Origin of the sequence: Streptomyces narbonensis, from assembly GCF_014649015.1 — a bacterium.
In the GTDB taxonomy this organism is placed as follows: Bacteria; Actinomycetota; Actinomycetes; order Streptomycetales; family Streptomycetaceae; genus Streptomyces; species Streptomyces narbonensis.
This window is the reverse complement of the sequence record NZ_BMSF01000001.1, coordinates 768871-790768: the sequence shown is the minus strand read 5'-3', so window position 1 is coordinate 790768 and position 21898 is coordinate 768871. Positions and strand designations below refer to the sequence as shown.

Sequence of the window (21898 nt, the reverse complement as noted above, 5' to 3'; positions counted from 1 at the left end):
CCTGCCCCCCGCGCCCCGCCGTCCTGGCCTGTGGACAAGCCCGGGGAAATGGCCACGGGCCGGGCCGGCGGGCGTACGGCTACTTCTTGACCAGGTAGCCGCGCAGGTCGTCGAGGACGCTGTTCGCCGCGGTCACGCCGAGGCCGAGGTACCAGGTCTCGTCCGGGACGTCCTTGGCCCGGCCGGACTTGACCGCCGTCAGGTTCTTCCAGAGCGGGTTGGTCTGGGCGGCGTCCTTCTTGGTGGCCTTGGCGTCGCCGTAGACGCCGGTGAAGATCCAGTCGGCGTCGGCGTCGTCGATCTTCTCCGGGCTGATCTCGGCCGCGAGCTCGTCGATCCGCTGGTTCTCGGGCCGGGGCAGGCCGCTGTCGTCCAGGATCGTGCCGATGAAGGAGGCCTTCGCGTAGAGGCGGATCTTGCCGGGGAGGTAGCGGACCATGGAGACGGTCGGCTTGTCCGCGCCGATGTCCGTGCCGAGCTGCTTCGCCTTCGCCTCGTAGGCGGAGAGCTTCGTCTTCGCCTCGGCGGTCTTGTCGAGCGCGGCGGCGTTGAGGAGGTAGTTCTCCTTCCACGTGAAGCCCGGGCGGATGGAGAAGACGGTCGGCGCGATCTTCGACAGCTCGTCGTACTTGTCGGCGGCGCGGAGCTGGCTGCCGAGGATGAGGTCGGGCTGGAGGTTGGCGATGGCCTCCAGGTTGAGGTTGTTGATGGTGCCGACGGACTTCGGGGCGCCCGCGTCCTTCTTGAGGTAGCCGGGGATGCCGTCGTCACCCTCGGAGGGCGCGTAGCCGACGGGCTGGACGCCGAGGGAGACGACGTTGTCGAGCTCGCCGACGTCGAGGACGACGACCCGCTTGGGGGCGGCCTTCAGCTCGGTCGTGCCGAGGGCGTGGGTGAGCGTGCGCGGGAACCGGCCCGGCTTCGCGTCGGTGCCCATGGCCGCGGTCTTGGCGGCGGCGTCGCCGAAGTCCTTGCCGCCGGTGGCGACGTCCTTCTTCTTGGTCGCGTCCTCCTTCGCGGAGGTGCCGGACCCTTCGTCCCCTCCTCCGCAGGCCGCGAGGGAGAGCGCGGTGGCGAGGGCGACGACGGTGGCGGTGCCGCGACGGCGGAAGGACATGAGAAGGCTCCTGTACGTGCTTCTGTGGCGCGCCGCTCCGTGTTTCCGTGGCGCGCCGCGTGCTTCGACACACGCGTCCGTACGGGGGATACGGGCGCGACCGCACCGGAGCCACGGGCTCCGCTTAGGCTCGCCTTACCTTACTCATCACGGGTCACTCCAGCACAGCCGCCCCCTGACCCACAGCCGAACCGCCGCACGACCACCCTTATGTGTGAAGTGACCGGGCTCGTGTTGTTCGGCAGGAAGTGCGAAAACTAGCTTCGTGGCCGGAGGTGACGAGTCGATGACAGCGTGTGCCATCGAGACCGCGGCCGAGGACGACGACCGCGACAAGGACCCCACAGGGTCGGCCGGCTTCACGATCACGGCCAACGGCGCGTACGCGGCCAGGCTCACGGGTGCCGGTGACGCCCTGTACGTGGAGCGGTGGACGCTCGACGGCCCCGAGCCGTACGCCGTCCCGCTCCCCCTCGGTCAGCCGGAGGAGCCGCACACCCAGCTGCTGCCCCTCGCGGACGGCCGGGTCCTCGTCGCCCGCCGTGTGGACGGGCGGCGGACCACGTTCTCGCTGCTCTACCCCACCGGCCCGGCCACCGGGGAGCTCCAGCTCGGCTCGGTCGAGGCACCCGGCTCCGAGCGGCTGGTCCTGCTGCCGCCCTCGCCGGACGGCATCTGCGCGTACGCGATGTGCGCCGGCCCCGACACGACGACGCTGTGGCTCGTCGCCGGCGGCGCCTTCGGCCCCGAGCAGGTCGCCGAGGTCAGCGGCCGCTGCACGGGCGGGGTGTGGCTCGACCGCACGGGCCGGATGCTCTCGCTCGACCGGCGGCTGGACGACGGACCGGTGAAGGCCGTCGCCGTCGACCTGGAGCGGGGCGGCGAGGTGACGCCGCTGCTCCAGATCACCGAGGAGAGCGACGACCGGCTGCTCCTCGCCGACCCGGACAGCGGGCTGCTCCTCATCGGCTCCGACGCGCCGTCGCCGGGGCGCGAGCGGCTCGGCTGGGGCGTGCTCGGCAGCCTGCTGCCGGTGCGGTTCCCGGAGTGCCTGAAGCTCGACGACGCGACGGTGACGCCCTTCGCGGTGCAGCCGGGCCAGGTCCTGATGCCGGAGAGCTGCTCGGTGGCGCTGCGGATCGACGCGGCGGGCGGGAGCTGGGTGGGGACCTGGGAGCCCTCCTCGCGCCGGCTGGTCCAGTCGGCCGCGCCCGCGGGCTGGCTGGCCGGCGCGGGGCTGTGGACGGCGCAGGGCGTGCTGCGCCTGCCGTACGCGACGGCCGGGGCGCCGTGCGGCCTCGCGGACCTGGAGGCTCCGCCCGAGCCGGAGCCGGTACCGGTGGTGGTGGCCGTCGACGAGCCCCGGGTGTGCCGCCCGGTACCTCTCCAGCAGGCGCCCCTGACGGACCGTCGACCCGCGGGCTGAACGGTTCTGCTCTTGTCGGTCGGCATCACTAAACTCACTGGCTGCACAGCGACACCGAAAGACCGATTCATACGGGGTGAGTTCCAGCATGTCGGAAGCAAGCACGGAGGGTAGGGAGCCGAACGGCTCCGGAAGGCACCGCGGTGAGGCGTCCCCGGCGGAGGACTCCACGTCCTCGCCGCACGGCCGGCACCGCCGCGAACCCGACGCGCAGTGACCGAGTAGTCCAGCGAGCGGTCCAGTGAGCACGGCGATGGGCCCCGGGTCTCCCCGGGGCCCATCGCCGTTCCCCACCCAGGGCCGGCCTCGCGGACGGCCCTGCCCCCGTCAGCCCTTCTTCAGGCCCAGCACCTCCGACGCGGCGAAGGTCTCGCCCGCCGGCCGGGACGCGTAGTGCGGGGTCAGGACGGAGTCCAGCTCCTCATAGGTGAAGGCCTCCTTGGCCGTGTCGAACTTGGCCGCGACCTTCGGCCGGTCCACGACCGCCACCATCCCGCCGTGGACGACGAGCAGCTGGCCGTTGACCCCGGCCGCCGCCGGGGAGGCGAGATAGCCGACGAGGGGCGCCACGTGCTCCGGGGACAGCGGGTCGAGGTCCCCCTCGGCCGCCGGCTCGGCGAAGCCGGCGAAGACGTCCTCCGTCATGCGGGTCCTGGCCCGCGGGCAGATCGCGTTGGCCGTGACCCCGTAGCGCGCGAGCGCGAGCGCCGAGGAGGTCGTCAGGCCCACGATGCCGCCCTTGGCAGCGGCGTAGTTGGGCTGGCCGGCCGAGCCGGCGAGGAAGGCCTCGGAGGAGGTGTTGACGATCCGGCCGTAGACTCCGGCCTCCCCCGCCTTGGACCGGCCCCGCCAGTGCACCGCGGCGAAGTGGGTGGTGTTGAAGTGGCCCTTGAGGTGGACCCGTACGACGGAGTCCCACTCGTCCTCGCTCATCGAGAAGACCATCCGGTCGCGCAGGATGCCCGCGTTGTTGACCAGGACGTCCAGCTTCCCGAACTCGGCCACGGCCAGGTCCACCAGGCCCCGTGCCGTCTCGAAGTCGGACACGTCGCCGAGGTGGGCGACCGCCCGGCCGCCCGCCGCGCGGATCTCCGCGGCGACCTCCTCGGCAGGCGCGGCGGAGGCCTCTCCGGAGCCGTCGCGGCCGGCCTGGCCGTAGTCGTTGACGACGACGGCGGCGCCGAGCCGGGCCAGTTCGAGCGCCTCGGCACGGCCGAGCCCCCGTCCGGCGCCGGTGACGATCGCGCTCAAGCCCTCAAGGGGGAGTGACATCTCGCTGCAGTCCTCTCAGATCTCGATGCAGGTGCGCAGTGCCGTGCCCGTACGCATCTGCTCCAGGGCCTCGTTGATCCCCGCCAGCGGTACGCGGTGGGTGATGAGCGACTCCAGGTCGACACGGCCGGCCCGCCAGAGCGCGATGGTCCGCTCGTACGAGGTGAGCACGTCCCCGCCGCCGTACATGGAGGGCAGGATCCGCTTCTCGTCGAAGAACAGCTCGAACATGTTGAGCTGGAGGTGGTCGTCGAGGGCGCCGGCGCCGACGATGCAGAGGGTGCCGCCGCGCCGGGTCGTGTCGTAGGCGGTGCGGGCGGTGGCGGACTTGCCGACGACCTCGAAGACGTAGTCGAAGCCCTCTCCGGCGGTGATCCGCTGCTTGGCGTCGGCGAGCGCGTCCGGGGCGATGGCCTCGGTGGCGCCGAAGCGCAGCGCCGCCTCCCGCCGGGACTCGACGGGGTCGACGGCGATGATCTGGGCGGCGCCCTGGAGCTTGGCGCCCTGGATGGCGGAGATGCCGACGCCGCCGCAGCCGATGACGGCGACCGACGAACCGGCCTCCACCTTCGCGGTGTTGATGGCCGCTCCGAGGCCCGTGGTGACGCCGCAGCCGATGAGGGCCGCGATGTCGTAGGGCACGTCGTCGGGGATCGGGACGGCGCAGCCCGCGTCGACGACGACCTCCTCGGTGAAGGTGCCGGTGCCGGCGAAGCCGAAGACGTCGCCCCCGGGGCGCTTGAAGTTGGGCGTGCCGGCGTTCATGAAGCCGGCCAGGCAGAGCTGCGTCTGGCCGCGCTTGCAGGCGGGACAGGTGCCACAGGCGGGCAGCCAGCAGAGCAGCACCCGCTGGCCCGGGGTGAGCCCGGCGACGCCGTCGCCGATGTCGAGGATCTCGCCCGCGCCCTCGTGGCCGGGGATGAAGGGGGCGGGCTGCGGGAGGACGCCGCTCATCGCGGAGACGTCGGAGTGGCAGAGGCCGGTGGCCCGGACCCGGATGCGCACCTTCCCGGGGCCGAAGCCCACCGCCTCGACGTCGTCGAGGACCTCGAGTTTGTCCTGGCCGATCTCGTGCAGTACGGCTGCGCGCATGGGTGCGGCTCCAATCGGTACGGATCTACTCGGTGCGGATCTGCTCGGTACGGATCTACTCGGTACGGATCTGCGGATCAGGAGTGCTCGACGACGGTGTCGGCGAGTACGGGGGCGTCGTCGCGCTCCACGGCGGTGACCGCCACCTGGACGCGGCCCTCGGCCGCCCACATCCGCAGGCGCAGGGTCTCGCCGGGGAAGACGATCCCGGCGAAGCGCGTGCGGTACGAGCGGACCCGGGTGACGTCCCCGTCGAGGAGGGTGTCGACGACGGCCTTGAGAGTCATGCCGTACGAGCAGAGCCCGTGCAGGATCGGCCGGTCGAAGCCGGCGAGCTTGGCGAACTCGGGGTCGGCGTGGAGCGGGTTCCAGTCCCCGGAGAGCCGGTAGAGCAGGGCCTGTTCCTCGCGGATCGGGCGCTCGGCGGTGGCGTCCGGCTGCCGCTCCGGGAGCGCGAGCCGCTCGGAGGGACCGCGGTCGCCGCCCCAGCCACCCTCGCCGCGGACGAAGATCTGGGCGTCGCTGGTCCAGAGCGGTCCGTCGGCGTCGGCGGCCTCGCTGCGCAGGACGAGGACGGCGGCCTTGCCCTTGTCGTAGACGGCGGCGACGCGGGAGGTGGAGACGGCGCGGCCGCTGACGGGGACGGGCCGGTGGAGCGTGACCGACTGGCCGCCGTGCAGGACGGCGGCGAGGTCGATGTCGATGCCGGGGGCGGAGAGCCCGCCGACGACGCCCATGCCGGCGCCCGCGACGGTGGCGAAGCTGGGGAGGACGTGGAGCCTGGACTCCAGGGTGTAGCGGAGCTCGTCGGGGTCGGTCGCGGGCCTGCCCGCGCCGAGTCCCAGGTGGTAGAGCTGGACGTCCTTGTGGTCCCAGGAGATCTCGGCGCTGCGGGGTTCGGCGGCGACGGCCTTGGCGGGGTCGATCGGCATCGGGCTGCTGCTCCTCGTGGGCGAGTGTTTCCTCGTGGGCGAGGTGGCGGGGAAAGACCTCGATGCGACCGTCCGCACCGTCGGCCGCACCGAGGCCGTGCGGGACCGTCCCGGACGCGGCCGTTCTAGAACGCGTTCCAGGTCGGTGGATCCCATGTATAGCTGAGGCGCTAGAAGTTGGGAACCCTCCCGGCACCGCCTCTCTGACGGTACGTCAGAAAGAGGTCAGGGGCGGCACCCAGGACATTTGTCACCGACAGGTCCGTACGTTCACGCCTGCCGCCCCGGGTGCCCGGATCCGTAGCGTCGTCGGCATGACGAACGAACCCGCGGTCGCCTTCGAGGCCGCCTCCAAGGCGACGGCCGCGGCCCGACGCCCGGCACACCGGGCAGCGGCCTGCGGGGCCTGAGCGAACGCTTGGCCGCGGCGGGCGGCACCCTGACCTCGGGCCCGGCACCACGAGGCGGATTCCGGATCACGGCGGAACTCCCCACCGAACTTCCCGCCCAACCCCCCTCGCTCGAACACCAGTAGCCTTCCGTCATGGCACTGCGACCTGACGAGTTCTACGACCACGCCACCACCGCCGCGGACGGCGAACGGCGGCTCCCGCTGGCCCGTATGACGGGGTGGGACATCAGCCCCTTCGAGCCGGACGGCCTGCGCGTCGCGCCGCTGCGCCCCGCCGGTGCTGCCCGAGCCTCCTCGGCACGGCGAGGACCCCTCGGACTGCGACTCCTGCCGCGGCCGGGACGAGGGGATCTGGTTCAACGAGCGCTGGCGGCTCACCCGGATCGCGAAGGTCGGCGTGCCCCTGGTGCTGATGCTGCATCCGCTCGACCACCACGACCTGGCGGACCTGCCGGACGAACTGGCCGCCGAACTGGGCGTGCTCAGCACCCACATCGCCCGCCATGTGCAGGCCCTGCCGCACATCTCACGGGCCCACGTCTACCGCATCGGAGACGGCGGCGCCCATCTGCACATCTGGTTCTTCGCCCGCCCCGAGGGGCAGGCCCAGATGTACGGGTCGTGGATGGTCGTCTGGGACGACCTCCTGCCGGAGTACCCGGAGGACGTGGCGGAGGCGGACGCGGCGATCGTGGCGGACGCGCTGGTCGCCTCCTACGGAGGCCGGCGGTCGGCCGCCGACGGGGAACCGCAGCACGCCTGATCCGCCGAGGGTCCGCCGCACTCCCGAATCCGGCGTCGGCCGGTGCGCGCCTGATCCGCCGGAGCACGGCGGCGGGAAGCCGGCGGACCTACGCTGTTTCTCATGACCGAGATGCCGCAGGACCACCGCCCCGCGAAGTCCGTCCGCGTCCTCCTCGCCGAGGACCAGGGGATGACGCGCGGTGCGCTGGCCCTGCTGCTCGGGATGGAGCCGGACATCGAGGTCGTCGCGCAGGTGGGGCGGGGCGACGAGATCGTCGACGCCGCGCTGCTCTCGCGGCCCGACGTGGCGCTCCTCGACATCGAACTGCCCGGGCGCAGCGGGCTCGACGCCGCGGCCGAGCTTCGCGACGAGGTGCCGGACTGCCGGGTCCTGATCCTCACGACCTTCGGCCGCCCCGGCTATCTGCGCCGGGCGATGGAGGCCGGTGCGGCCGGGTTCCTGGTGAAGGACGGGCCCGTGGAGGAGCTGGCCGAGGCGGTCCGCCGGGTCCTCCGGGGCGAGACGGTCATCGACCCGGCCCTCGCGACCGCCGCCCTCGGCGCGGGGCCGAACCCGCTGACGGGCCGGGAGCGGGAGGCCCTCGCCGCCTCGGTGGACGGGGCGACGATCGCGGACATCGCGGCCCGGCTCCACCTCTCCGAGTCCACCGTCCGCAACTACCTGTCCTCGGCGATCGGCAAGACGTCCACCCGCAACCGCATGGAGGCGGTGCGGGCGGCACGTCAGCAGGGGTGGCTGTAGGACCCGCCGGCGTCCACGACTACAGGCCCTCGGTCCGGGCCGCCGTCCGCTGGGCCTCGAAGTTCCTCACGTACGCGTCGAAGACCGTCGCGTCCTCGTACTTGAGCAGCGTCTCGTCGTTGTACCGGAGCGCCGTCGTCGTGTAGGTGTGGCTGCCGGTGAAGACGATCTTCTTGTTCACGCCCCCGTAGTACGTGCCCTCGATCAGCAGGTACTTGGTGTGGGAGTCGGAGCCGCCGCGCTTGTCGTTGTCCAGCTGGTGCAGGGTGATGCGGCCCTTGCCCGTCACCGGCCTGGTCAGCCAGTTGGCGACCTGGCCCATGGGCTTGTCGTCGGTGGTCCAGTTGTCGAGGGACCGGTAGACGATCCCGATGTCGCAGCCCGCGTTGGCGAGTTCCCACAGCTTCCGGGCGACGTCGGTGCGGGTGGTGTGGCCCTGGGCGATGCGGATCTTCGTACGGCCGTCGGTCGTGCCGAAGCCCGTGGAGTTGCCGCCGCAGGAGTCCGGGGTGCCGACCGGCGCCACCGTCCCGAGGATGTTGACGATCGTGTCGGTGCCGGACCTCGGGAAGAAGTAGACCTTCGCCTTGCCCGCCTGGGTGTCGTGCGCGTAGTCGGCGACCTGCGGCTTCTGCCCGGCGGCGGCCGCGGCCAGATCGGCGAAGTACTGCCCGTACGCGGCGGACAGGGCCGGGTTGCCGACGACCGTCAGCGCGTCGTTCCACCAGTCGTCGGTGTCCTGGCTCGTGAGGTTCCCGGAGGACTGCACCACCACGTCGTCGACCGCGATGTCGCCCTTGCCCTTGGTACGGGAGAAGAGGAAGAACTTGTTGTGGTTGACGTTGTCGTAGGTGCCGTTCGGGTCGGCCTCCGTGGTGCCCGGGTCCAGGGCCAGGCAGGCCTCCTCCGGCTTGCAGGTCCGCACCCAGGAGTCGGGGCTGCCGGCCGGGTCCGCGAGCCGGGTCTTCAGGGTGTCGAGCCCCGTGGACCGGCTGTCGGCGTCGACGACGACCTGGACGGTGACGCCCCGCTCGTGGGCGTCGCCGAGCTTGTTCGCCAGGTAGACCGACTGGAAGAGGTAGAGGGAGATCCGGATGGACGATCCCGCCTCCGTGCCGTCGACGAGGTCCCCCAGGTGGAAGAGGATCCGTCCCCGCGCGGCGGCGTCGGTGCTGTTCGGCTCGTTGAACAGGGCGCCGGTGGTCACGGCCAGGACCGGATCCGCCGAGGCCGACGGAGCGACCGTCAGAGCCGCGCCGACGGCGAGGGCGGTCACGGCCGTTCTGAACTTGTTCTGGTTCCGGCTCCGGTTTCCGCTCCGGTTCCGGCGCCGGCTCTTCTTCTTGATCGATATCACTCGGGCATTGTCACCCGGTGCGCTTCGTCCCCTTCGGGAGCCAGGCCAGCATCAGGACCGACGCCGCCACGAGGATCCCCGCCGAGACGCGGAAGGCCATGGCGTAACCCGGGACCAGGTACGACGAGTCCGGGGTGCCGATCACGGAGTAGTCGGAGAACGAGACGGGGGCCGACAGGGCACCCGCCGCCGCGACCGTGGAGAGGACCGAGAGGCCGAGGGCGCCGCCCATCGTGCGGGAGGTGTTGACCAGGCCGGAGACGAGGCCCGCGTCCCCCGGGCCCGCGTGGGAGGTGGCGAGCGTCGCCAGCGGGGTGGTGGCCAGGCCGAGGCCCACCATCATCACGACGCCGGGGCCGAGGATCGTCCCGAGGAAGGTGCCGTCGACCGTCAGCGTCGACTGCCAGGCGAAGCCCGCCGCCCCGATGAGCGCGCCCGCCACGGCGACGTTCCGGGCGCCGAGGGCCGGCATGAGGCGCGGGGCCAGCTTGGAGCCCAGGATGACGCTGAGGGAGCTGGGGACGAGCGCGAGGCCGGCCTGGATCGGGGTGTAGCCGAGGACGTTCTGCGCGTAGACCGTCATGAAGTACCACATGCCGAAGGAGCTCGAACCGCACAGCAGGATCGCCACGTTGGCCCCCGACACGGCTCGGATGCGGAAGATCTTCAGCGGCATCAGCGGGGCCGCCGTGCGCGCCTCGACGGCGACGAAGACCGCGAGGAGGACGAGGCCGCCGAGGAGCGTGAGCAGGGTGGCCGGGTCGGTCCAGCCCGCCTCCTCGGTCTGGACGATGCCGTACGCGAGGGTGGCGAGCCCGCCGGTGACGAGCACGGCGCCCGGCAGGTCGAGGTGGCGGTTGCCGGTGCCGGTGCGGCCCTCGCGGAGCCAGAGCGCGGCGGCGGCGAGGACGAGGACGCCGATGGGGACGTTGATGAGGAGGACCCAGCGCCAGGACAGCAGGTCGACAAGGAGCCCGCCGACGAAGCCGCCCGCGGCGCCGCCCGCCGCGCCGACCGCGGTCCAGGTGCCGATGGCCCGGGTCCTCGCGGGTCCGGCCTCGACGGCCCCGGTGACGAGGGTGAGCGTGGCGGGCGAGAGGAGGGCGGCGCCGAGGCCCTGCACGGCGCGGGCGCCGATCAGGTACTGGCCCTCCGGCGCGATGCCGCCGACGACGGACGCGGCGGTGAAGAGCCCGAGCCCGAGCAGGAATATCGCCTTCCGCCCGTAGAGGTCGGCGGCCCGGCCGCCGAGCAGCATGAAGCCGGCGAAGGCGATCGAGTACGCGCTGATCACCCACTGCAGCCCGAACGCGGAGAGACCGAGGTCGGTCCGCATGGACGGCAGTGCGACGTTCACGACGGAGACGTCGAGGACGACCAGGAACTGGGCGGCGCAGGCGGTCAGGACGACCAGCCACGGGCGGGGCGTGCGGGGGGTGGAGGGCGTGCTGGTGTCGCTCGTGGCGGAGTCGGTCTGCGGCATGAATGTGATGGTCGCAGACCTGTCGGGCCCCGTACATGGGCATTCCGCCCTACGACCTCCGCCGCACGGTCACCCCGGCTCCGAGCCCCCTGCGCCCGCCCCCGCGGCCTCCGTCACGCCTTCCGCCGCGGCTTCCGTCAGGCCTTTCCCTGCGCCTTCCGCAGCAGCGTCACCACCGCCGCCCCGCCGAGGCCGATGTTGTGCGCGAGCCCGACCCTCGCCCCGGCGACCTGCCGCGGCCCCGCATCGCCCCGCAGCTGCCACACCAGCTCCGCCGTCTGCGCGAGCCCGGTCGCGCCCAGCGGGTGGCCCTTGGAGATGAGCCCGCCGGAGGGGTTCACGACCCAGCGGCCGCCGTACGTGGTGGCGCCGGACTCGACGAGCTTGCCGGAGGCGCCCTCCTCGCACATGCCGAGGGCCTCGTAGGTGAGCAGTTCGTTGATCGAGAAGCAGTCGTGCAGCTCGATGACGTCGACGTCCTCGATGCCGAGCCCGGAGCGCTCGTAGACCTGGCGGGCGGCGGCCCGGGACATCGGGCGGCCGACGGCGTCGATGCAGGAGCCGGAGGCGAAGGACTCCCCGGTGTCGGTGGTCATCGCCTGGGCGGCGATCTCCACCGCCCTCCCGCGCAGCCCGTGTTCCTCGACGAACCGCTCGGAGACGACGACGGCCGCCGCCGCGCCGTCGGAGGTGGGCGAGCACTGGAGCTTGGTGAGCGGCTGGTGGACGGTCCTGGCGGCGAGGATCTCGTCGACCGTGTAGACGTCCTGGAACTGCGCGTTGGGGTTGGCGGCCGAGTGCTGGTGGTTCTTGGCGCCGACGGCCGCGAGCTGCACCTCGGTCGTCCCGTACCGCTCCATGTGCTCGCGGGCCGCGTTGCCGAAGATCTGCGCGGTGGGCGGGGACATCTCGAAGCCGTGGGCGGCGGCCATGATGCCGTAGTGCCGGGCGACGGGAGAGGTCGCGAAGTCGCCGGAGCCGGAGCCGCCCCCCAGGGCCCCGCGCGTCATCTTCTCGAAGCCGAGGGCGAGGACGCAGTCGGCGATGCCGCCCTCGACGAACTGCCGGGCGGTCATGAGGGCGGTGGAGCCGGTCGCGCAGTTGTTGTTGAGGTTGTAGACGGGGATGCCGGTCAGCCCCAGTTCGTACACGGCCCGCTGGCCGGCGGTGGAGGCCTGGAAGCAGTAGCCGACGGCCGCCTGTTCCACGGTCTCGTACGGGATGCCGGCGTCGGCGAGGGCGGCGGTGCCCGCCTCCTTCGCCATGTCCCAGTACTGCCAGTCCCGGGTCTCCGGCTTCTCGAACTTCGTCATCCCGACGCCGACGACGTATGCCTTGGTGGTCATCGCGGGTCCCCCTCAGTCTCTCGGCAGGCCGAGCAGGCGCTCGGCGACGACATTGAGCTGTACTTGCGTGGTGCCGCCCGCGATGGTGAGGCAGCGGGACATGAGCATTCCGTGCAGCGCCCGTTCGCCGGGTCCCTCGCGCAGGGCGCCCTCGGGGCCCAGGAGTTCGAGGGTGAGTTCGGCGACCTTCTGCTGGTGGAGGGTCTGGACGAGCTTGCGGACGCTGGCGCCCGCGCCGGGTTCGAGGCCGGAGACCTGGAGCAGGGTGGTACGCAGGCCGATGCAGGCGAGGGCGTGTGCCTCGGCGACGAGGCCGCCGATGCGGGCGCGGACGGAGCTGTCGTGCTGCGCGGCCCGCTCGATGAGGGCTTCGAGCCCGGTGTCGAAGGCGACCTGGTCGGCCATGTGGACGCGTTCGTTGCCGAGGGTGTTGCGGGCGACCCGCCAGCCGTCGTTCACCTCGCCGACGAAGGCGTCGGCGGGGAGGATCGCGTCGTCGAACCAGACCTCGTTGAAGAGGGAGTCCCCGGTGATCTCCTTGAGCGGCCGGATGTCGATGCCGGGCGTGTTCCGCATGTCGACGAGGAAGTAGGTCAGCCCCTTGTGCTTGGGGGCGGCGGGGTCGGTGCGGGCGAGCAGGATTCCGTGGTGGGCCCACTGGGCGGCGCTCGTCCACACCTTCTGTCCGGTGATCCTCCAGCGGCCGTCCTCTGTCCGCTCGGCGCGGGTGCGGAGGGAGGCGAGGTCGGAGCCGGCGCCCGGCTCGGAGAAGAGCTGGCACCAGAGCCGGTCGCCGCGCAGGGTGGGACCGAGGTGCGTCTCCTGCTGCTCGGGGGTGCCGTAGCTGAGGAGCGAGGGGACGACCCAGGCCCCGATCCCGAGCCCGGGCAGGGTGATCCCGGCGGCCTCCAGCTCCCGCTGTACGGCGAGCTGCCGGAGCGGGTCCGCGCCGAGTCCGTACGGCTCCGGGAGGTGCGGGGCGGCGTAGCCGGTGGGGGCGAGGGCGCGCCGGGCGGCGGCCGGTTCGAGCCCGACGGCGGGGGCGACGGCCTCGCGGGCCGCGCTCCGGTAGGCGTCGGCCTCGGGCGGCAGGTCGAGGCGGAGGCCGCGTCGGACGCCGTCGGCGGCGTGCCGCAGGGCAGCGAGGCGGTGGTGGTCGCCGGTGCCGAGGAGCTGGCGGGCGACGACGGCGCGGCGGAGCAGGAGGTGGGCGTCGTGCTCCCAGGTGAAGCCGATGCCTCCGAGGATCTGGATGCAGTCCTTGGCGCAGGTGTAGGCGGCGTCGAGGGCGGTGGCGGCGGCGAGCGCGGCGGTGAGGGAGCGGGCGTCGTCCTCGTCGCCTCCGGCTCGGGCGGCGTCCTCTCCGGCGCGGGCGGCGTCCCAGGTGAGGGCGCGGGCCTGTTCGAGCCGGACGAGCATGTCGGCGCAGAGGTGTTTGACGCCTTGGAACTGTCCGATGGGCCGGCCGAACTGCTCGCGGGTGCGGGCGTGTTCGGCGGCGGTCTCGACGGCGCGGGCGGCGGTGCCGCAGGCGTCGGCGGCGAGGAGGACGGCGGCGAGGTCGTGTACGAGGGAGGTGTCGAGGGCGAGTTCGCGCGCGGCGGGCACGGGGGCGGCGCGGGCGGTGATCTCGCCGGTGGGCCGGGTCGGGTCGGCGCTCTCGTGGGCCCGGACGGCGAGTCCTTCGGTGTCCGTGACGTCGACGGCGAGCCGGACGGAGCCGTCGGCGGTGGCGGCCCGGAGGATCACGAGCCCGGCCTGGCCGCCGCCGAGGACGGGGGGTGAGGTGCCGTCGAGGAGCCAGCCGCTCGCGGTGCGGACGGCGGTGAGGCTGCCGGTGCCGCCGAGGGCGACGGCCGCGATCCGCTCCCCGCTCGCGATCGAGGCGGCCAGGTCCTGCCGGCCTGCGCGGTGGAGGACCTCGGCGGCGAGGACGGAGGGCAGGTACGGCCCGGGCAGCAGCGCCCTGGCGGCCTCCTCCACGACGACGGCGAGGTCTCCGAGACCGCCGCCCCCGCCGCCGTACTCCTCGGGGAGGTGGAGCCCGAGGAGCCCTTGCCCGACGGCCGCGTCCCAGTAGGCGGGCCGGCCGGCGGCGGCGCCGGGGACGTCCAGGTGTTTGCGGACCTCTTCGGGAGGTACGGCGCGGGTGAGCCAGCCGCGGACGGATCGGGCGAGCTCCCGCTGTTCGTGCGTGATGGCGATGCCCATGCGCCGCAGACTAGAACACGTTCCATTCTGACGGAAGGTCAGATGACGTGGAGATCAGGGGAATCCGGGGCCGAACCTGCGGCGGTACTCCGACGGGGCGAGCCCCGTCTCGCGGCGCATGAGGGCCCGCAGGTGCGCGGCCGAACCGAGCCCGCTGCTCCGTGCGACCGCGTCGAGGCGCGCCTCGCCCCGCTCGATGAGACGGCAGGCCAGGGCGACCCGCTCCCCCGTGAGCCAGGCCAGCGGGGTCGTGCCCAACTGCGACCGGAAGCGGCGGTGCAGGGTCGCGGGACTGACGGCGGCGCGCGCGGCCAGGGCGGCGACCGTCAGGGGCTCGTCGAGGCGCTCCTGCGCCCAGGCCAGGACGGGAGCGAGCGACTCGTCGGGGATGTCGGGCACGGGCCGCTCCACGAACTGCCGCTGCCCGCCGTCCCGGTGGGCCGCGAAGACCAGGCGCCGGCTGACCGCGTTGGCGATCTCCGCGCCGTGGTCGCGACGGACCAGGTGCAGCCCGAGGTCGAGCGCGGCGGCGCTGCCGGCGGCGGTGAGGATGTCGCCGTCGTCGACGAAGAGGACGTCTTCTTCGAGCGCCACGGCGGGGTAGCGCACCCGGAAGTCCTCCGCCCACTGCCAGTGCGCGGTGGCCCGCCGTCCGTCGAGCACCCCGGCCTCGGCGAGCGTGAAGGCACCGCTGCAGAAGCCGACGAGCCGCGCACCGCGCGCGTGCGCCCTGCGCACGGCGTCGAGCACCGCCGGCCGGCGGGGCACCTCGACGTCGGGCCGGTTGGGGACGATCACGGTGTCCGCCGCCTCGGCCGCCTCCAGACCGGCGACCCCGGAGAGGGTGAAGAACCCGTCCCGCATGAGGGTGTCCGGCTCGGGCGAGCAGAGGCGGAAGTCGTACAGCTCGCGGCCGATCTCGGGGCGGCGCAGACCGAAGACCTCGGTGGCGCAGCCGAGCTCGAAGGGGTTCGAGTTGGCGTCGACGATCACGACGACCCGGTGAAGACGGTCGGCGTGGGTCCCCTGCGAGGACGCGTGCGGCGGCATGGGCTTCTCCTGGCATTCACGCGGTCCGCGCTCCACCGGCCGGGGAGGCGCCGGCCCGCCCGGCGGGCGTTCCCCCGGCGCGTGGCCGGGGGAACGAAGCCACGCCCGGACGCTGCCGGGCGGGTAGGGGCGGACCCTAGTTGATCTTGATGAGCTGCACGTCGAAGACGAGCGTGGCCTTGGGCGGGATGACGCCCGGCACACCCCGGTCGCCGTAGCCGTAGTCGGAGGTGATCGTCAGCTTGGCGCGCTCGCCCACGGACATCTGCGGGACGCCCTCGTCCCAGCCCTTGATGAGCTGGCCGACGCCGATCTGACTGACGAAGGGCTCGCCCCGGTCCCGGGAGGAGTCGAACTTGTTCCCGTTCTCCAGCGTGCCGGTGTAGTGCATCGTCACCACGTCTCCGGGCTTGGGGAAGTTCTGGCCGTCCCCCGCCTCGATGACTTCTCGCGTGACTCCCATGGGTTCCTCTTCTCTGGTGAGTGGCCGTGTGGCCATGGCGACGATACGTACCTGCGAGGATTCGTGCGACATATGCGATTCCTGGCACTCACACCACCCACGCCCCACCGGCGACGATCCCCGTATGAGCAACGGCAGCGACCCCATCGCCCTCGACCAGGCCCTGGCCTCCTTCGACGCCCTGTGGAGCCCCCGCGTCGTCACGCACGTCAACGACTACGACGTCCGCGTCGCCAAGGTCGCGGGCGAGCACGTCTGGCACGCCCACGACACCACCGACGAGTTCTTCCTCGTCCTCGACGGCGAGCTGCACCTCTCGCTGCGCGAGCCGGCCGGGGAGCGCACGGTCCGCCTCCCCCGCGGCTCGGTCTTCACCGTCCCGCGCGGCACGGAGCACAGGCCGTACGCCCCCGAGGGCGCCGCCATCCTCATGTTCGAGCCCACGGGCACGTCGACGGTCGGCGACCGCCACGACGAGCTTCCGGCCCACGTCGACGCGACGACCGGCCACGCGCTCGGCACCTGACGGGCCTTGAGGGCCCGTTGTCAGTGGGGCCTGCCACGATGCCCGGAGACCTGAACGACAGCGAAAGCGAGCACGCCATGGGTACGTGGGACATCGGCCCCTTCGACAACGACACCGCCGCCGACTTCTCGTACCGGGTGGACGAGGCACCGGCGGAGAAGAAGGCGGAGGTGCTGCGCGCGGCCTTCGAGGAGGTGACCGCGACGGGCGACGACACCTTCCTGGATTCCTACTTCGCGGTGAAGGCCGTCGCCTCGGCCGCCCTGCTCGCCGCGCAGTGCCCCGGCGGCGACCCGGTCACCACCTCGTACGCCCCGAAGAAGCCCCTGCCCGAACTCCCGACGGACCTCCGTCCGCTGGCCGTGGCCGCCCTCGACCGCGTACTCGGCCCGGAGTCGGAACTGCTGGAGCTGTGGGAGGAGTCGGACGGCGAGGAGTGGAAGGCGGGCATACGGAAGCTCCGGGCGGTCCTCGCCCCTTGACGACCGGAAGCCCCGCCGGCAATCGTCCGGCGGGGCTTCGGTGTCATCGGGCCGTCACGACGAATCCGTCACGAACGGGAATCCGCCGGCCGGAGAGCTCGCCGCGCGGCGCGGCGCCGCAGGGCGAGGACGGCGCTCGTGACGGTCGCGCCGACGGCGGTGACCGCGAGAACGAGCAGCGCGGGGTTCAGCCACCACGGGACGATCTCCTCGCCCGCGCACACCAGGCTGACGGGGAGCGCGCTGCTGGAGTCGGGGACGCCCATGTACCCCGCGTTGAACCAGCACGCGTCCTCCGGGAAGAGGAACGGCAGGTACGACAGCCCGTACAGGTGCAGCGCCCCGCCCACGAGGTAGGCGAGCACGGCGACCCAGGCCGCCTTCTTGGCGGGCGTGCGGCGGAGCCGGGGCGGATCGGGCTGGGGCAGGTCGTCGCCCCTGCGGGCCCGGACCAGCCCGACGTAGGTGATCCCCGCCCAGGCCGGCAGGCCGATGGCGAGGATCATCGTCCCTATGAGGGTCGTCATGATCAGCGCCCGCCGATACGCCCCTCGACGGCGGCGCGCACGAAGGCCGTGAAGGCGGCGGGGCGGGCGAGGAAGGCGGGGCCTTCGGGGTTCTTGGAGTCGCGGACGGCGATGTGGGCGGTGAGGTCGGCGACTTCGATGCAGTCGCCGCCGTCGGAGCCGCTGAAGGAGGACTTATGCCAGGCTGCGGTGCCGAGGGGGGCGCACTCGATGCACTCGCCGCCGTCGGGGCCGCTGTAGGAGGACTTACGCCACCGCAGTTCCTGGCTGGTGCCCATACCGCTCCTTCATCGCGCGTTCGATCAGCGCCGCCGAGTCCTCCCTGGAGAGGGCCGAGGCTTGCAGCCGAGCGTAGCCGACGGTCCGTTCCCTGATCACTTGCGTATCTGCGGCCATGTGTCCTCCACCGTAAACCGGCGAATAGAAGACATCCGGATCGTCCTCAAAGCGCAGAAGGGTGAACGAACCCAGCAGACCCGGGTGCTGACCGACCGCAAAGGGCAGCACCTGCACCTGCACCCACGGGTGGTCACGGAAACCCAACACGTGGCCGAGTTGGTTCCGCATCACCCCCGCCCCGCCGATCTCCCGGTACAGCACCGCCTCGTCGAGGACCACGCACAGCACCGGCGGGAGCTCCCGCTCCAGGATCCGCTGGCGTTCCATCCGGGCCGCCACCATCTCGTCGAGCCGGCCCGGGTTTTCAACGCTCAGGACCGCCCGGGCGTACGCGGCCGTCTGGAGCAGGCCGTAGACCAGTTGCGACTGGTACGTCGAGATGTACGTCGCCTTCGCCTCCAGCTCCGCGTACGGCTGGAACCACGTCGGCAGCTGGCTCTTCAGGACCAGCCCCACCAGCCGGGTGAACACCCCGCCCGTCATCAGCGCTGCGTCCAGCCGTTCCGAGAACTGGCGGGTGGGCACCTTCTTCGCCGTCTCTATCTGGCCGATGAGGGAGGCCGTGCAGTAGAGGATCGAACCCAACTGCGCCTGCCCGAGGTTCGCCTCCTCTCTCAGGCGGCGGAGTTCCGATCCGTAGTAGTCCAGCGGCGAGGCGCTGGGATCCAGGCTGCGGATGTTGACCACGGCGAGGTCACCCCCAAGCTCACACGGTGAGGCGTTGCGTTCAGTCCGTAGCCGAGCGTAACGACGCCGCCCCACCCTGGTGGCATGAATCACGCAACTGACCTCTATCCCCCGGTTCTTGCCACCAGCTACCGGATGGGGTTCACCGTGGGTGAGCACTCCGCCGGTCACATGCGCCGCATCCTGCGCGTCTACCTCACGCGCTGGGCGCTCGGCCACCTCGCCGACCCGGCGACTCTCGCGCTCACCGAGCTCGTCGCCAACGTCGTCCGGCACGTGCCGGGCCGGCGGTGCTCTGTGCTGATCCTGCGGGAGCCGCACGGGCTGCGGGTGGAGGTCGCGGACTCCGTCCCCGGGGCCGTGTTCGCGAAGCTCGCCGGTCCGCTGGAGGAGAGCGGGCGGGGGCTGGCGCTCGTGGAGGCGGTGACGGACCGGTGGGGGGTCGACGGGACCGCCGCCGGGAAGACGGTGTGGTTCGAGTGCGACGCGGAGGGCGCGCCGGGACGGGCGTAGGGCACGATAGGCGCCCGTAACCGCGTACTCGCCAGTAGGAGCCCATCATGTCCGTGCCCGCGCCCGAGATCCTTGCCGCCTTCGAGGCCGCGAAGGGCTTCATGCCCGTCGGGGAGGGCCTCGCGCTGTACGAGGCGGCCACGGACGCCGCCAAGCTGGGGCTGCCGCTCCTGGAGGTCGGGACCTACTGCGGGCGGTCGACGATCCTGCTCGCGGACGTGGCACGGCAGGCGGGGACGGTCGCGGTGACCGTGGACCACCACCGGGGCAGCGAGGAGCAGCAGCCGGGGTGGGAGTACCACGACCCGACCGTCGTCGACCCGGAGGTGGGGCTGATGGACACGCTGCCGACCTTCCGGCGGACGCTCCACAAGGCGGGGCTCGAAGAGCACGTCGTGGCGGTCGTCGGCCGGTCGCCGCTGGTCGCGAAGGCGTGGGGCGGGCAGCTCGGCCTGGTCTTCATCGACGGCGGGCACACCGACGAGCACGCCACGAACGACTACGAGGGCTGGGCCCCCAAGGTCGCCCCCGGCGGCCTGCTCGTCATCCACGACGTCTTCCCGAACCCGGAGGACGGCGGCCAGGCGCCGTACCGGATCTACCTCCGGGCCCTGGAGTCGGGTGACTTCGACGAGGTCTCGGTCACCGACTCGCTGCGGGTCCTGCGCCGCCGCTGACCTTCTCCGGGCCGGCATGCACCTGGACGACACGTCCCGCACGGCCGCAGGATGTCCCCGCACGCACACACGACGGGGGACTGTGTCATGAGCAAGCCACCGGTTGCCATCACGGGGCTCGGGATCCTTCTGCTTCTCATGACCCTCAACAGCCTGCGAACCCCCCACTGCGACGGGGAGGAGATGTCCCCGGGCGACGTGTGCACGACGGTTCGCGCCACCGTCGCCACCTCCCGCACGTACGAGGAGATGAAGGCGTTCGGCGTCGGCGAGGGTGTGGTCCTCGGCCTGGGTGCCACGGCCCTCGTCGGCGGGGCCGGCTGGCTGGTCGTCCTGCGGAGGCGTACGCGGTAGGCGGGACGGCCCGACGGCCGCCCCCTCCTCGGGGAACGGCCGTCGGTACGCGGGTGCCGGTACGCCGGCGCCGGGTACGCGGGGGTCAGTAGCCCGAGGTCACGTACAGGCAGTTGGTGTAGCTGTAGCCCGGTTCGATCTTGACCTTGCTGGTCTTGGTGTCGCTGTACGACGAACCGGTGCCCGCGCGCTTCTGGAGGAAGTGGTAGTCACCGGCGGGCAGCAGCAGGGTCGCCTTCGGGTACTTGGAGGCGGGGCCCTGGCACGCCTTGATCTTCTTGCCCTGCGAGAAGATCGGGCCGGGGTACTTGGTGCAGGTCGTGCAGGTCTTGAGCGTGACCTTGCCGGTCGTCGGGCCCGTGTAGAGCAGGTCCACCGCGCCCGGGCCGTCGTTGCTCACGACCAGGACCATCCGCGATCCGCCGGGAGCCTCCGAGGGCGGCAGGCGCTTGCCGGCCGCCGGCTCCTCGTCGGCGATCTCGGCCGCGATGGCGATGGAGCGGGCGTGCGCGGCCTGCGGGCTGTCCGGGTACGCCGTCGCGTACTCGGTCATGGTCTTGACCGCCTCCTCGTACTCCTTGTCCTTGAACTGGTCGGTCCCGCAGGCGAAGTCGCCCCGCTGGAGGCCCTCGACGGCCTCGCGCGTGACGCCGTCGAGCGAGGCGTCCGTCATGTCCCTGAGGGTCGTCCGGAGCGTGCGCAGTTCGACCGTGGTGTCGCAGGGCTCGGGGACGGTGTCGAGCACGCTCGTGCGCTTCTTGACCGCCTCCCGGACGGCCGGCTCGACGCGGGTGGCGTGGGACGACTTCGGGAAGGTGCCGAGGAGCTCGTTGAGGCTCTCGGCGGCCGTCGGCTTGGCGGTCGCCACGGCGAGCGCGGCCGTCCCGCACTCGTAGAGGGAGTGCGCCAGCGGCTCGTCGGTCTTGGCGGGCCGGGAGCCCAGGAGGCCCTTGTCGAAGGAGTCGGCGAGCCCCCGAAGGTGCTTGAGCGGGGCGATCGCCTCGCAGTACGTCTTCTTCTCGTACGGGCCGGCGACCGTCTTGTAGTACGCGTCGAGCCGCGCGGGGACGAGCTTGCCGGCCCGCGAGCCCGCGTGCTTCGTGCCCAGGTCCTCGTACTCGTCCAGGGCCTTGGCGAGGAGCGGCTCGGCCCGGTCGAAGGCCAGGCCGTCCGCCGACGTCACCTGGGCGTCGGCGGCGGTGAGCCGGTCGAGCAGCGCCTGCTCGCGCGCCTCGTCGCGGGCCGCCCCGTAGGCGAGCGAACCGCCCGCGGGGACGGCGAGCAGCACGACGGCGAGCGGGAGGGCCAGGCGCCGGAAGGAGGCGCCGATCCTGAGGTTCGCGCGCAGTCCGCGCCGGGCCCCGTCGGCGGCGACGGCCAGCAGGAAGACGCCGTAGCCGACGAGGAGGCCCATGGGCACGCCGTCGACGTCGGCGGGGAGCGCGAGGACGAGCAGGGCCACGGTGGCGACCCAGCAGAGCGCGGCGCCGATCCAGTTGCGCAGGAGGACGTAGCCGAGGCCCAGGCACGAGAGGTTGAGCAGGCCGATCAGGGCGGCCTGCGCCGGGTTCGCCTCACCGCGCGGCCCCTGGCCGGAGGGCGGGCCGTACCCGGGCGGAGCACCGGGCGGCGGCGGCAGCGTCCCCGCGCCGGCCCAGCCGGTCGCGGTCGCGGGCGCGGACCCGGGCGCTCCGAATCCCTGCCCGGCACCGGCACCGGCGCCCGGCGGCGGGCCGAAGCCGGGCTGCGGGCCGAAGCCGGGCTGCGGGCCGCCGGGCTGCGGGCCGAAACCGGGCGGCGGGGCCGAGGATCCGGAGGCTCCCGGGGCGGCGGCGCTCGCGGGTCCGGGTGCCGGGCCGCCGGGCGGCGGGGCCTCCCAGGGCGCAGGAGCACCGAAGCCCCCGCCCGTACCACCGTCCTGCGGCGGTCTGTTCAACGTTCCGTCTCCCGCTCCCGGCACCCGGTCGGACGGCTCGGGACGTGCGTCGTTCGGTTCTTCCCCCACCACGGTTCCCCCTCGTGGGCCAATGCGCGGTGACACCCCACCGCAACTCCTTCCACCTAC

At 72.6% G+C, this 21898-nt stretch carries 22 protein-coding genes and 1 pseudogene; 9 read left to right on the top strand and 14 right to left on the bottom strand.

What is annotated here, in order from left to right:
- Window positions 1-79: 79 nt before the first annotated feature.
- The gene (locus IE124_RS03435; protein ID WP_189504582.1) at window positions 80-1117 is read right to left on the bottom strand and encodes an ABC transporter substrate-binding protein; all 1038 of its coding nucleotides are present in this window, start codon (window positions 1115-1117) and stop codon (window positions 80-82) included.
- 286 nt (window positions 1118-1403) lie between these two features.
- Between IE124_RS03435 and IE124_RS03430 the strand changes: the two genes are divergently transcribed.
- Window positions 1404-2543 carry a hypothetical protein gene (locus IE124_RS03430; protein ID WP_189504579.1) on the top strand — a complete coding sequence of 380 codons (1140 nt, stop codon included), beginning with the start codon at window positions 1404-1406 and terminating at the stop codon, window positions 2541-2543.
- Between the two features lie 327 nt (window positions 2544-2870).
- Here IE124_RS03430 and IE124_RS03425 read toward each other — a convergent pair whose 3' ends face one another.
- From IE124_RS03425 to chsH3, 3 genes are all read right to left on the bottom strand, one after another.
- Complete coding sequence (locus IE124_RS03425; protein ID WP_189504577.1) at window positions 2871-3815, bottom strand: 3-oxoacyl-ACP reductase; 945 nt, start codon at window positions 3813-3815, stop codon at window positions 2871-2873.
- Between the two features lie 15 nt (window positions 3816-3830).
- Window positions 3831-4907, bottom strand: a complete 1077-nt coding sequence (locus IE124_RS03420; RefSeq protein ID WP_189504575.1) for a Zn-dependent alcohol dehydrogenase — start codon at window positions 4905-4907, stop codon at window positions 3831-3833.
- Between the two features lie 77 nt (window positions 4908-4984).
- A complete protein-coding gene (gene chsH3 / locus IE124_RS03415) occupies window positions 4985-5839 on the bottom strand; it encodes an enoyl-CoA hydratase ChsH3 (protein ID WP_189504573.1) in 855 nt (284 codons plus the stop codon).
- Between the two features lie 355 nt (window positions 5840-6194).
- On the opposite strand from chsH3, the pseudogene IE124_RS35985 reads away from it, so the two are divergent.
- From IE124_RS35985 to IE124_RS03405, 3 genes and pseudogenes are all read left to right on the top strand, one after another.
- Window positions 6195-6374, top strand: a pseudogene (locus IE124_RS35985) (ATP-binding protein); the annotation flags it as partial.
- 154 nt (window positions 6375-6528) lie between these two features.
- On the top strand, window positions 6529-7014 hold the full coding sequence (locus tag IE124_RS03410; RefSeq protein ID WP_229832075.1) for an HIT family protein: 486 nt from the start codon (window positions 6529-6531) through the stop codon (window positions 7012-7014).
- A gap of 102 nt (window positions 7015-7116) precedes the next feature.
- The gene (locus tag IE124_RS03405) at window positions 7117-7758 is read left to right on the top strand and encodes a response regulator transcription factor (RefSeq protein WP_189504571.1); all 642 of its coding nucleotides are present in this window, start codon (window positions 7117-7119) and stop codon (window positions 7756-7758) included.
- Between the two features lie 19 nt (window positions 7759-7777).
- Here IE124_RS03405 and IE124_RS03400 read toward each other — a convergent pair whose 3' ends face one another.
- From IE124_RS03400 to IE124_RS03375, 6 genes are all read right to left on the bottom strand, one after another.
- Window positions 7778-9115, bottom strand: a complete 1338-nt coding sequence (locus IE124_RS03400; RefSeq protein WP_189504569.1) for a phospholipase D-like domain-containing protein — start codon at window positions 9113-9115, stop codon at window positions 7778-7780.
- A 10-nt stretch (window positions 9116-9125) separates the two neighbouring features.
- A complete protein-coding gene (locus IE124_RS03395) occupies window positions 9126-10598 on the bottom strand; it encodes an MFS transporter (RefSeq protein WP_189504567.1) in 1473 nt (490 codons plus the stop codon).
- A 137-nt stretch (window positions 10599-10735) separates the two neighbouring features.
- Window positions 10736-11944 (bottom strand): lipid-transfer protein, encoded by a 1209-nt coding sequence (locus IE124_RS03390; RefSeq protein ID WP_189504565.1) that lies wholly within the window; start codon window positions 11942-11944, stop codon window positions 10736-10738.
- 12 nt (window positions 11945-11956) lie between these two features.
- Window positions 11957-14155 (bottom strand): acyl-CoA dehydrogenase family protein, encoded by a 2199-nt coding sequence (locus tag IE124_RS03385; protein WP_189504563.1) that lies wholly within the window; start codon window positions 14153-14155, stop codon window positions 11957-11959.
- Between the two features lie 54 nt (window positions 14156-14209).
- On the bottom strand, window positions 14210-15205 hold the full coding sequence (locus IE124_RS03380; RefSeq protein ID WP_189504561.1) for a GlxA family transcriptional regulator: 996 nt from the start codon (window positions 15203-15205) through the stop codon (window positions 14210-14212).
- A gap of 136 nt (window positions 15206-15341) precedes the next feature.
- The gene (locus IE124_RS03375) at window positions 15342-15668 is read right to left on the bottom strand and encodes an FKBP-type peptidyl-prolyl cis-trans isomerase (RefSeq protein WP_189504559.1); all 327 of its coding nucleotides are present in this window, start codon (window positions 15666-15668) and stop codon (window positions 15342-15344) included.
- A 124-nt stretch (window positions 15669-15792) separates the two neighbouring features.
- On the opposite strand from IE124_RS03375, the gene IE124_RS03370 reads away from it, so the two are divergent.
- Together IE124_RS03370 and IE124_RS03365 are read left to right on the top strand one after the other, a co-directional pair.
- Window positions 15793-16194, top strand: coding sequence for a cupin domain-containing protein (locus tag IE124_RS03370; protein WP_189504557.1), 402 nt, complete (start codon window positions 15793-15795; stop codon window positions 16192-16194).
- A 77-nt stretch (window positions 16195-16271) separates the two neighbouring features.
- Complete coding sequence (locus IE124_RS03365; RefSeq protein WP_189504791.1) at window positions 16272-16676, top strand: DUF4259 domain-containing protein; 405 nt, start codon at window positions 16272-16274, stop codon at window positions 16674-16676.
- A 68-nt stretch (window positions 16677-16744) separates the two neighbouring features.
- Here the strand turns inward: IE124_RS03365 and IE124_RS03360 are convergent, their stop codons facing one another.
- From IE124_RS03360 to IE124_RS03350, 3 genes are read right to left on the bottom strand one after another with little or no spacing between them, the layout of a single operon-like run.
- Entirely contained in the window at window positions 16745-17203 is a 459-nt protein-coding gene (locus IE124_RS03360) for a hypothetical protein (RefSeq protein WP_189504555.1), read from the bottom strand.
- Between the two features lie 2 nt (window positions 17204-17205).
- Window positions 17206-17481: a DUF397 domain-containing protein gene (locus IE124_RS03355; protein ID WP_189504552.1), complete on the bottom strand. Its 276-nt coding sequence runs from the start codon at window positions 17479-17481 to the stop codon at window positions 17206-17208.
- A complete protein-coding gene (locus tag IE124_RS03350) occupies window positions 17450-18289 on the bottom strand; it encodes a helix-turn-helix domain-containing protein (RefSeq protein WP_189504550.1) in 840 nt (279 codons plus the stop codon). The genes IE124_RS03355 and IE124_RS03350 overlap by 32 nt, the downstream gene beginning before the upstream one ends.
- Window positions 18290-18373: 84 nt before the next feature.
- Between IE124_RS03350 and IE124_RS03345 the strand changes: the two genes are divergently transcribed.
- The 3 genes from IE124_RS03345 (at window position 18374) to IE124_RS03335 (ending at window position 19833) form a co-directional block, all read left to right on the top strand.
- Window positions 18374-18802 (top strand): ATP-binding protein, encoded by a 429-nt coding sequence (locus IE124_RS03345; RefSeq protein ID WP_229832074.1) that lies wholly within the window; start codon window positions 18374-18376, stop codon window positions 18800-18802.
- A gap of 47 nt (window positions 18803-18849) precedes the next feature.
- Complete coding sequence (locus tag IE124_RS03340; protein ID WP_189504548.1) at window positions 18850-19479, top strand: class I SAM-dependent methyltransferase; 630 nt, start codon at window positions 18850-18852, stop codon at window positions 19477-19479.
- A gap of 87 nt (window positions 19480-19566) precedes the next feature.
- Window positions 19567-19833: a hypothetical protein gene (locus IE124_RS03335; protein WP_189504546.1), complete on the top strand. Its 267-nt coding sequence runs from the start codon at window positions 19567-19569 to the stop codon at window positions 19831-19833.
- Window positions 19834-19918: 85 nt separating this feature from the next.
- Here the strand turns inward: IE124_RS03335 and IE124_RS03330 are convergent, their stop codons facing one another.
- Window positions 19919-21769, bottom strand: a complete 1851-nt coding sequence (locus IE124_RS03330) for a hypothetical protein (protein WP_229832072.1) — start codon at window positions 21767-21769, stop codon at window positions 19919-19921.
- Between the last annotated feature and the right edge of the window lie 129 nt (window positions 21770-21898).

Bases quoted from the DNA above. Each gene is read 5' to 3' on its own strand.
- IE124_RS03340 (WP_189504548.1), top strand. From the start codon at position 18,850: ATGTCCGTGCCCGCGCCCGAGATCCTTGCCGCCTTCGAGGCCGCGAAG.
- IE124_RS03355 (WP_189504552.1), bottom strand. From the start codon at position 17,481: ATGGGCACCAGCCAGGAACTGCGGTGGCGTAAGTCCTCCTACAGCGGC.
- IE124_RS03360 (WP_189504555.1), bottom strand. From the start codon at position 17,203: ATGACGACCCTCATAGGGACGATGATCCTCGCCATCGGCCTGCCGGCC.
- IE124_RS03375 (WP_189504559.1), bottom strand. From the start codon at position 15,668: ATGGGAGTCACGCGAGAAGTCATCGAGGCGGGGGACGGCCAGAACTTC.
- IE124_RS03420 (WP_189504575.1), bottom strand. From the start codon at position 4,907: ATGCGCGCAGCCGTACTGCACGAGATCGGCCAGGACAAACTCGAGGTC.
- IE124_RS03335 (WP_189504546.1), top strand. From the start codon at position 19,567: ATGAGCAAGCCACCGGTTGCCATCACGGGGCTCGGGATCCTTCTGCTT.
- IE124_RS03395 (WP_189504567.1), bottom strand. From the start codon at position 10,598: ATGCCGCAGACCGACTCCGCCACGAGCGACACCAGCACGCCCTCCACC.
- IE124_RS03430 (WP_189504579.1), top strand. From the start codon at position 1,404: ATGACAGCGTGTGCCATCGAGACCGCGGCCGAGGACGACGACCGCGAC.
- IE124_RS03345 (WP_229832074.1), top strand. From the start codon at position 18,374: ATGAATCACGCAACTGACCTCTATCCCCCGGTTCTTGCCACCAGCTAC.
- IE124_RS03380 (WP_189504561.1), bottom strand. From the start codon at position 15,205: ATGCCGCCGCACGCGTCCTCGCAGGGGACCCACGCCGACCGTCTTCAC.
- IE124_RS03435 (WP_189504582.1), bottom strand. From the start codon at position 1,117: ATGTCCTTCCGCCGTCGCGGCACCGCCACCGTCGTCGCCCTCGCCACC.
- IE124_RS03365 (WP_189504791.1), top strand. From the start codon at position 16,272: ATGGGTACGTGGGACATCGGCCCCTTCGACAACGACACCGCCGCCGAC.
- IE124_RS03390 (WP_189504565.1), bottom strand. From the start codon at position 11,944: ATGACCACCAAGGCATACGTCGTCGGCGTCGGGATGACGAAGTTCGAG.
- IE124_RS03370 (WP_189504557.1), top strand. From the start codon at position 15,793: ATGAGCAACGGCAGCGACCCCATCGCCCTCGACCAGGCCCTGGCCTCC.
- IE124_RS03425 (WP_189504577.1), bottom strand. From the start codon at position 3,815: ATGTCACTCCCCCTTGAGGGCTTGAGCGCGATCGTCACCGGCGCCGGA.
- chsH3 (WP_189504573.1), bottom strand. From the start codon at position 5,839: ATGCCGATCGACCCCGCCAAGGCCGTCGCCGCCGAACCCCGCAGCGCC.
- IE124_RS03385 (WP_189504563.1), bottom strand. From the start codon at position 14,155: ATGGGCATCGCCATCACGCACGAACAGCGGGAGCTCGCCCGATCCGTC.
- IE124_RS03405 (WP_189504571.1), top strand. From the start codon at position 7,117: ATGACCGAGATGCCGCAGGACCACCGCCCCGCGAAGTCCGTCCGCGTC.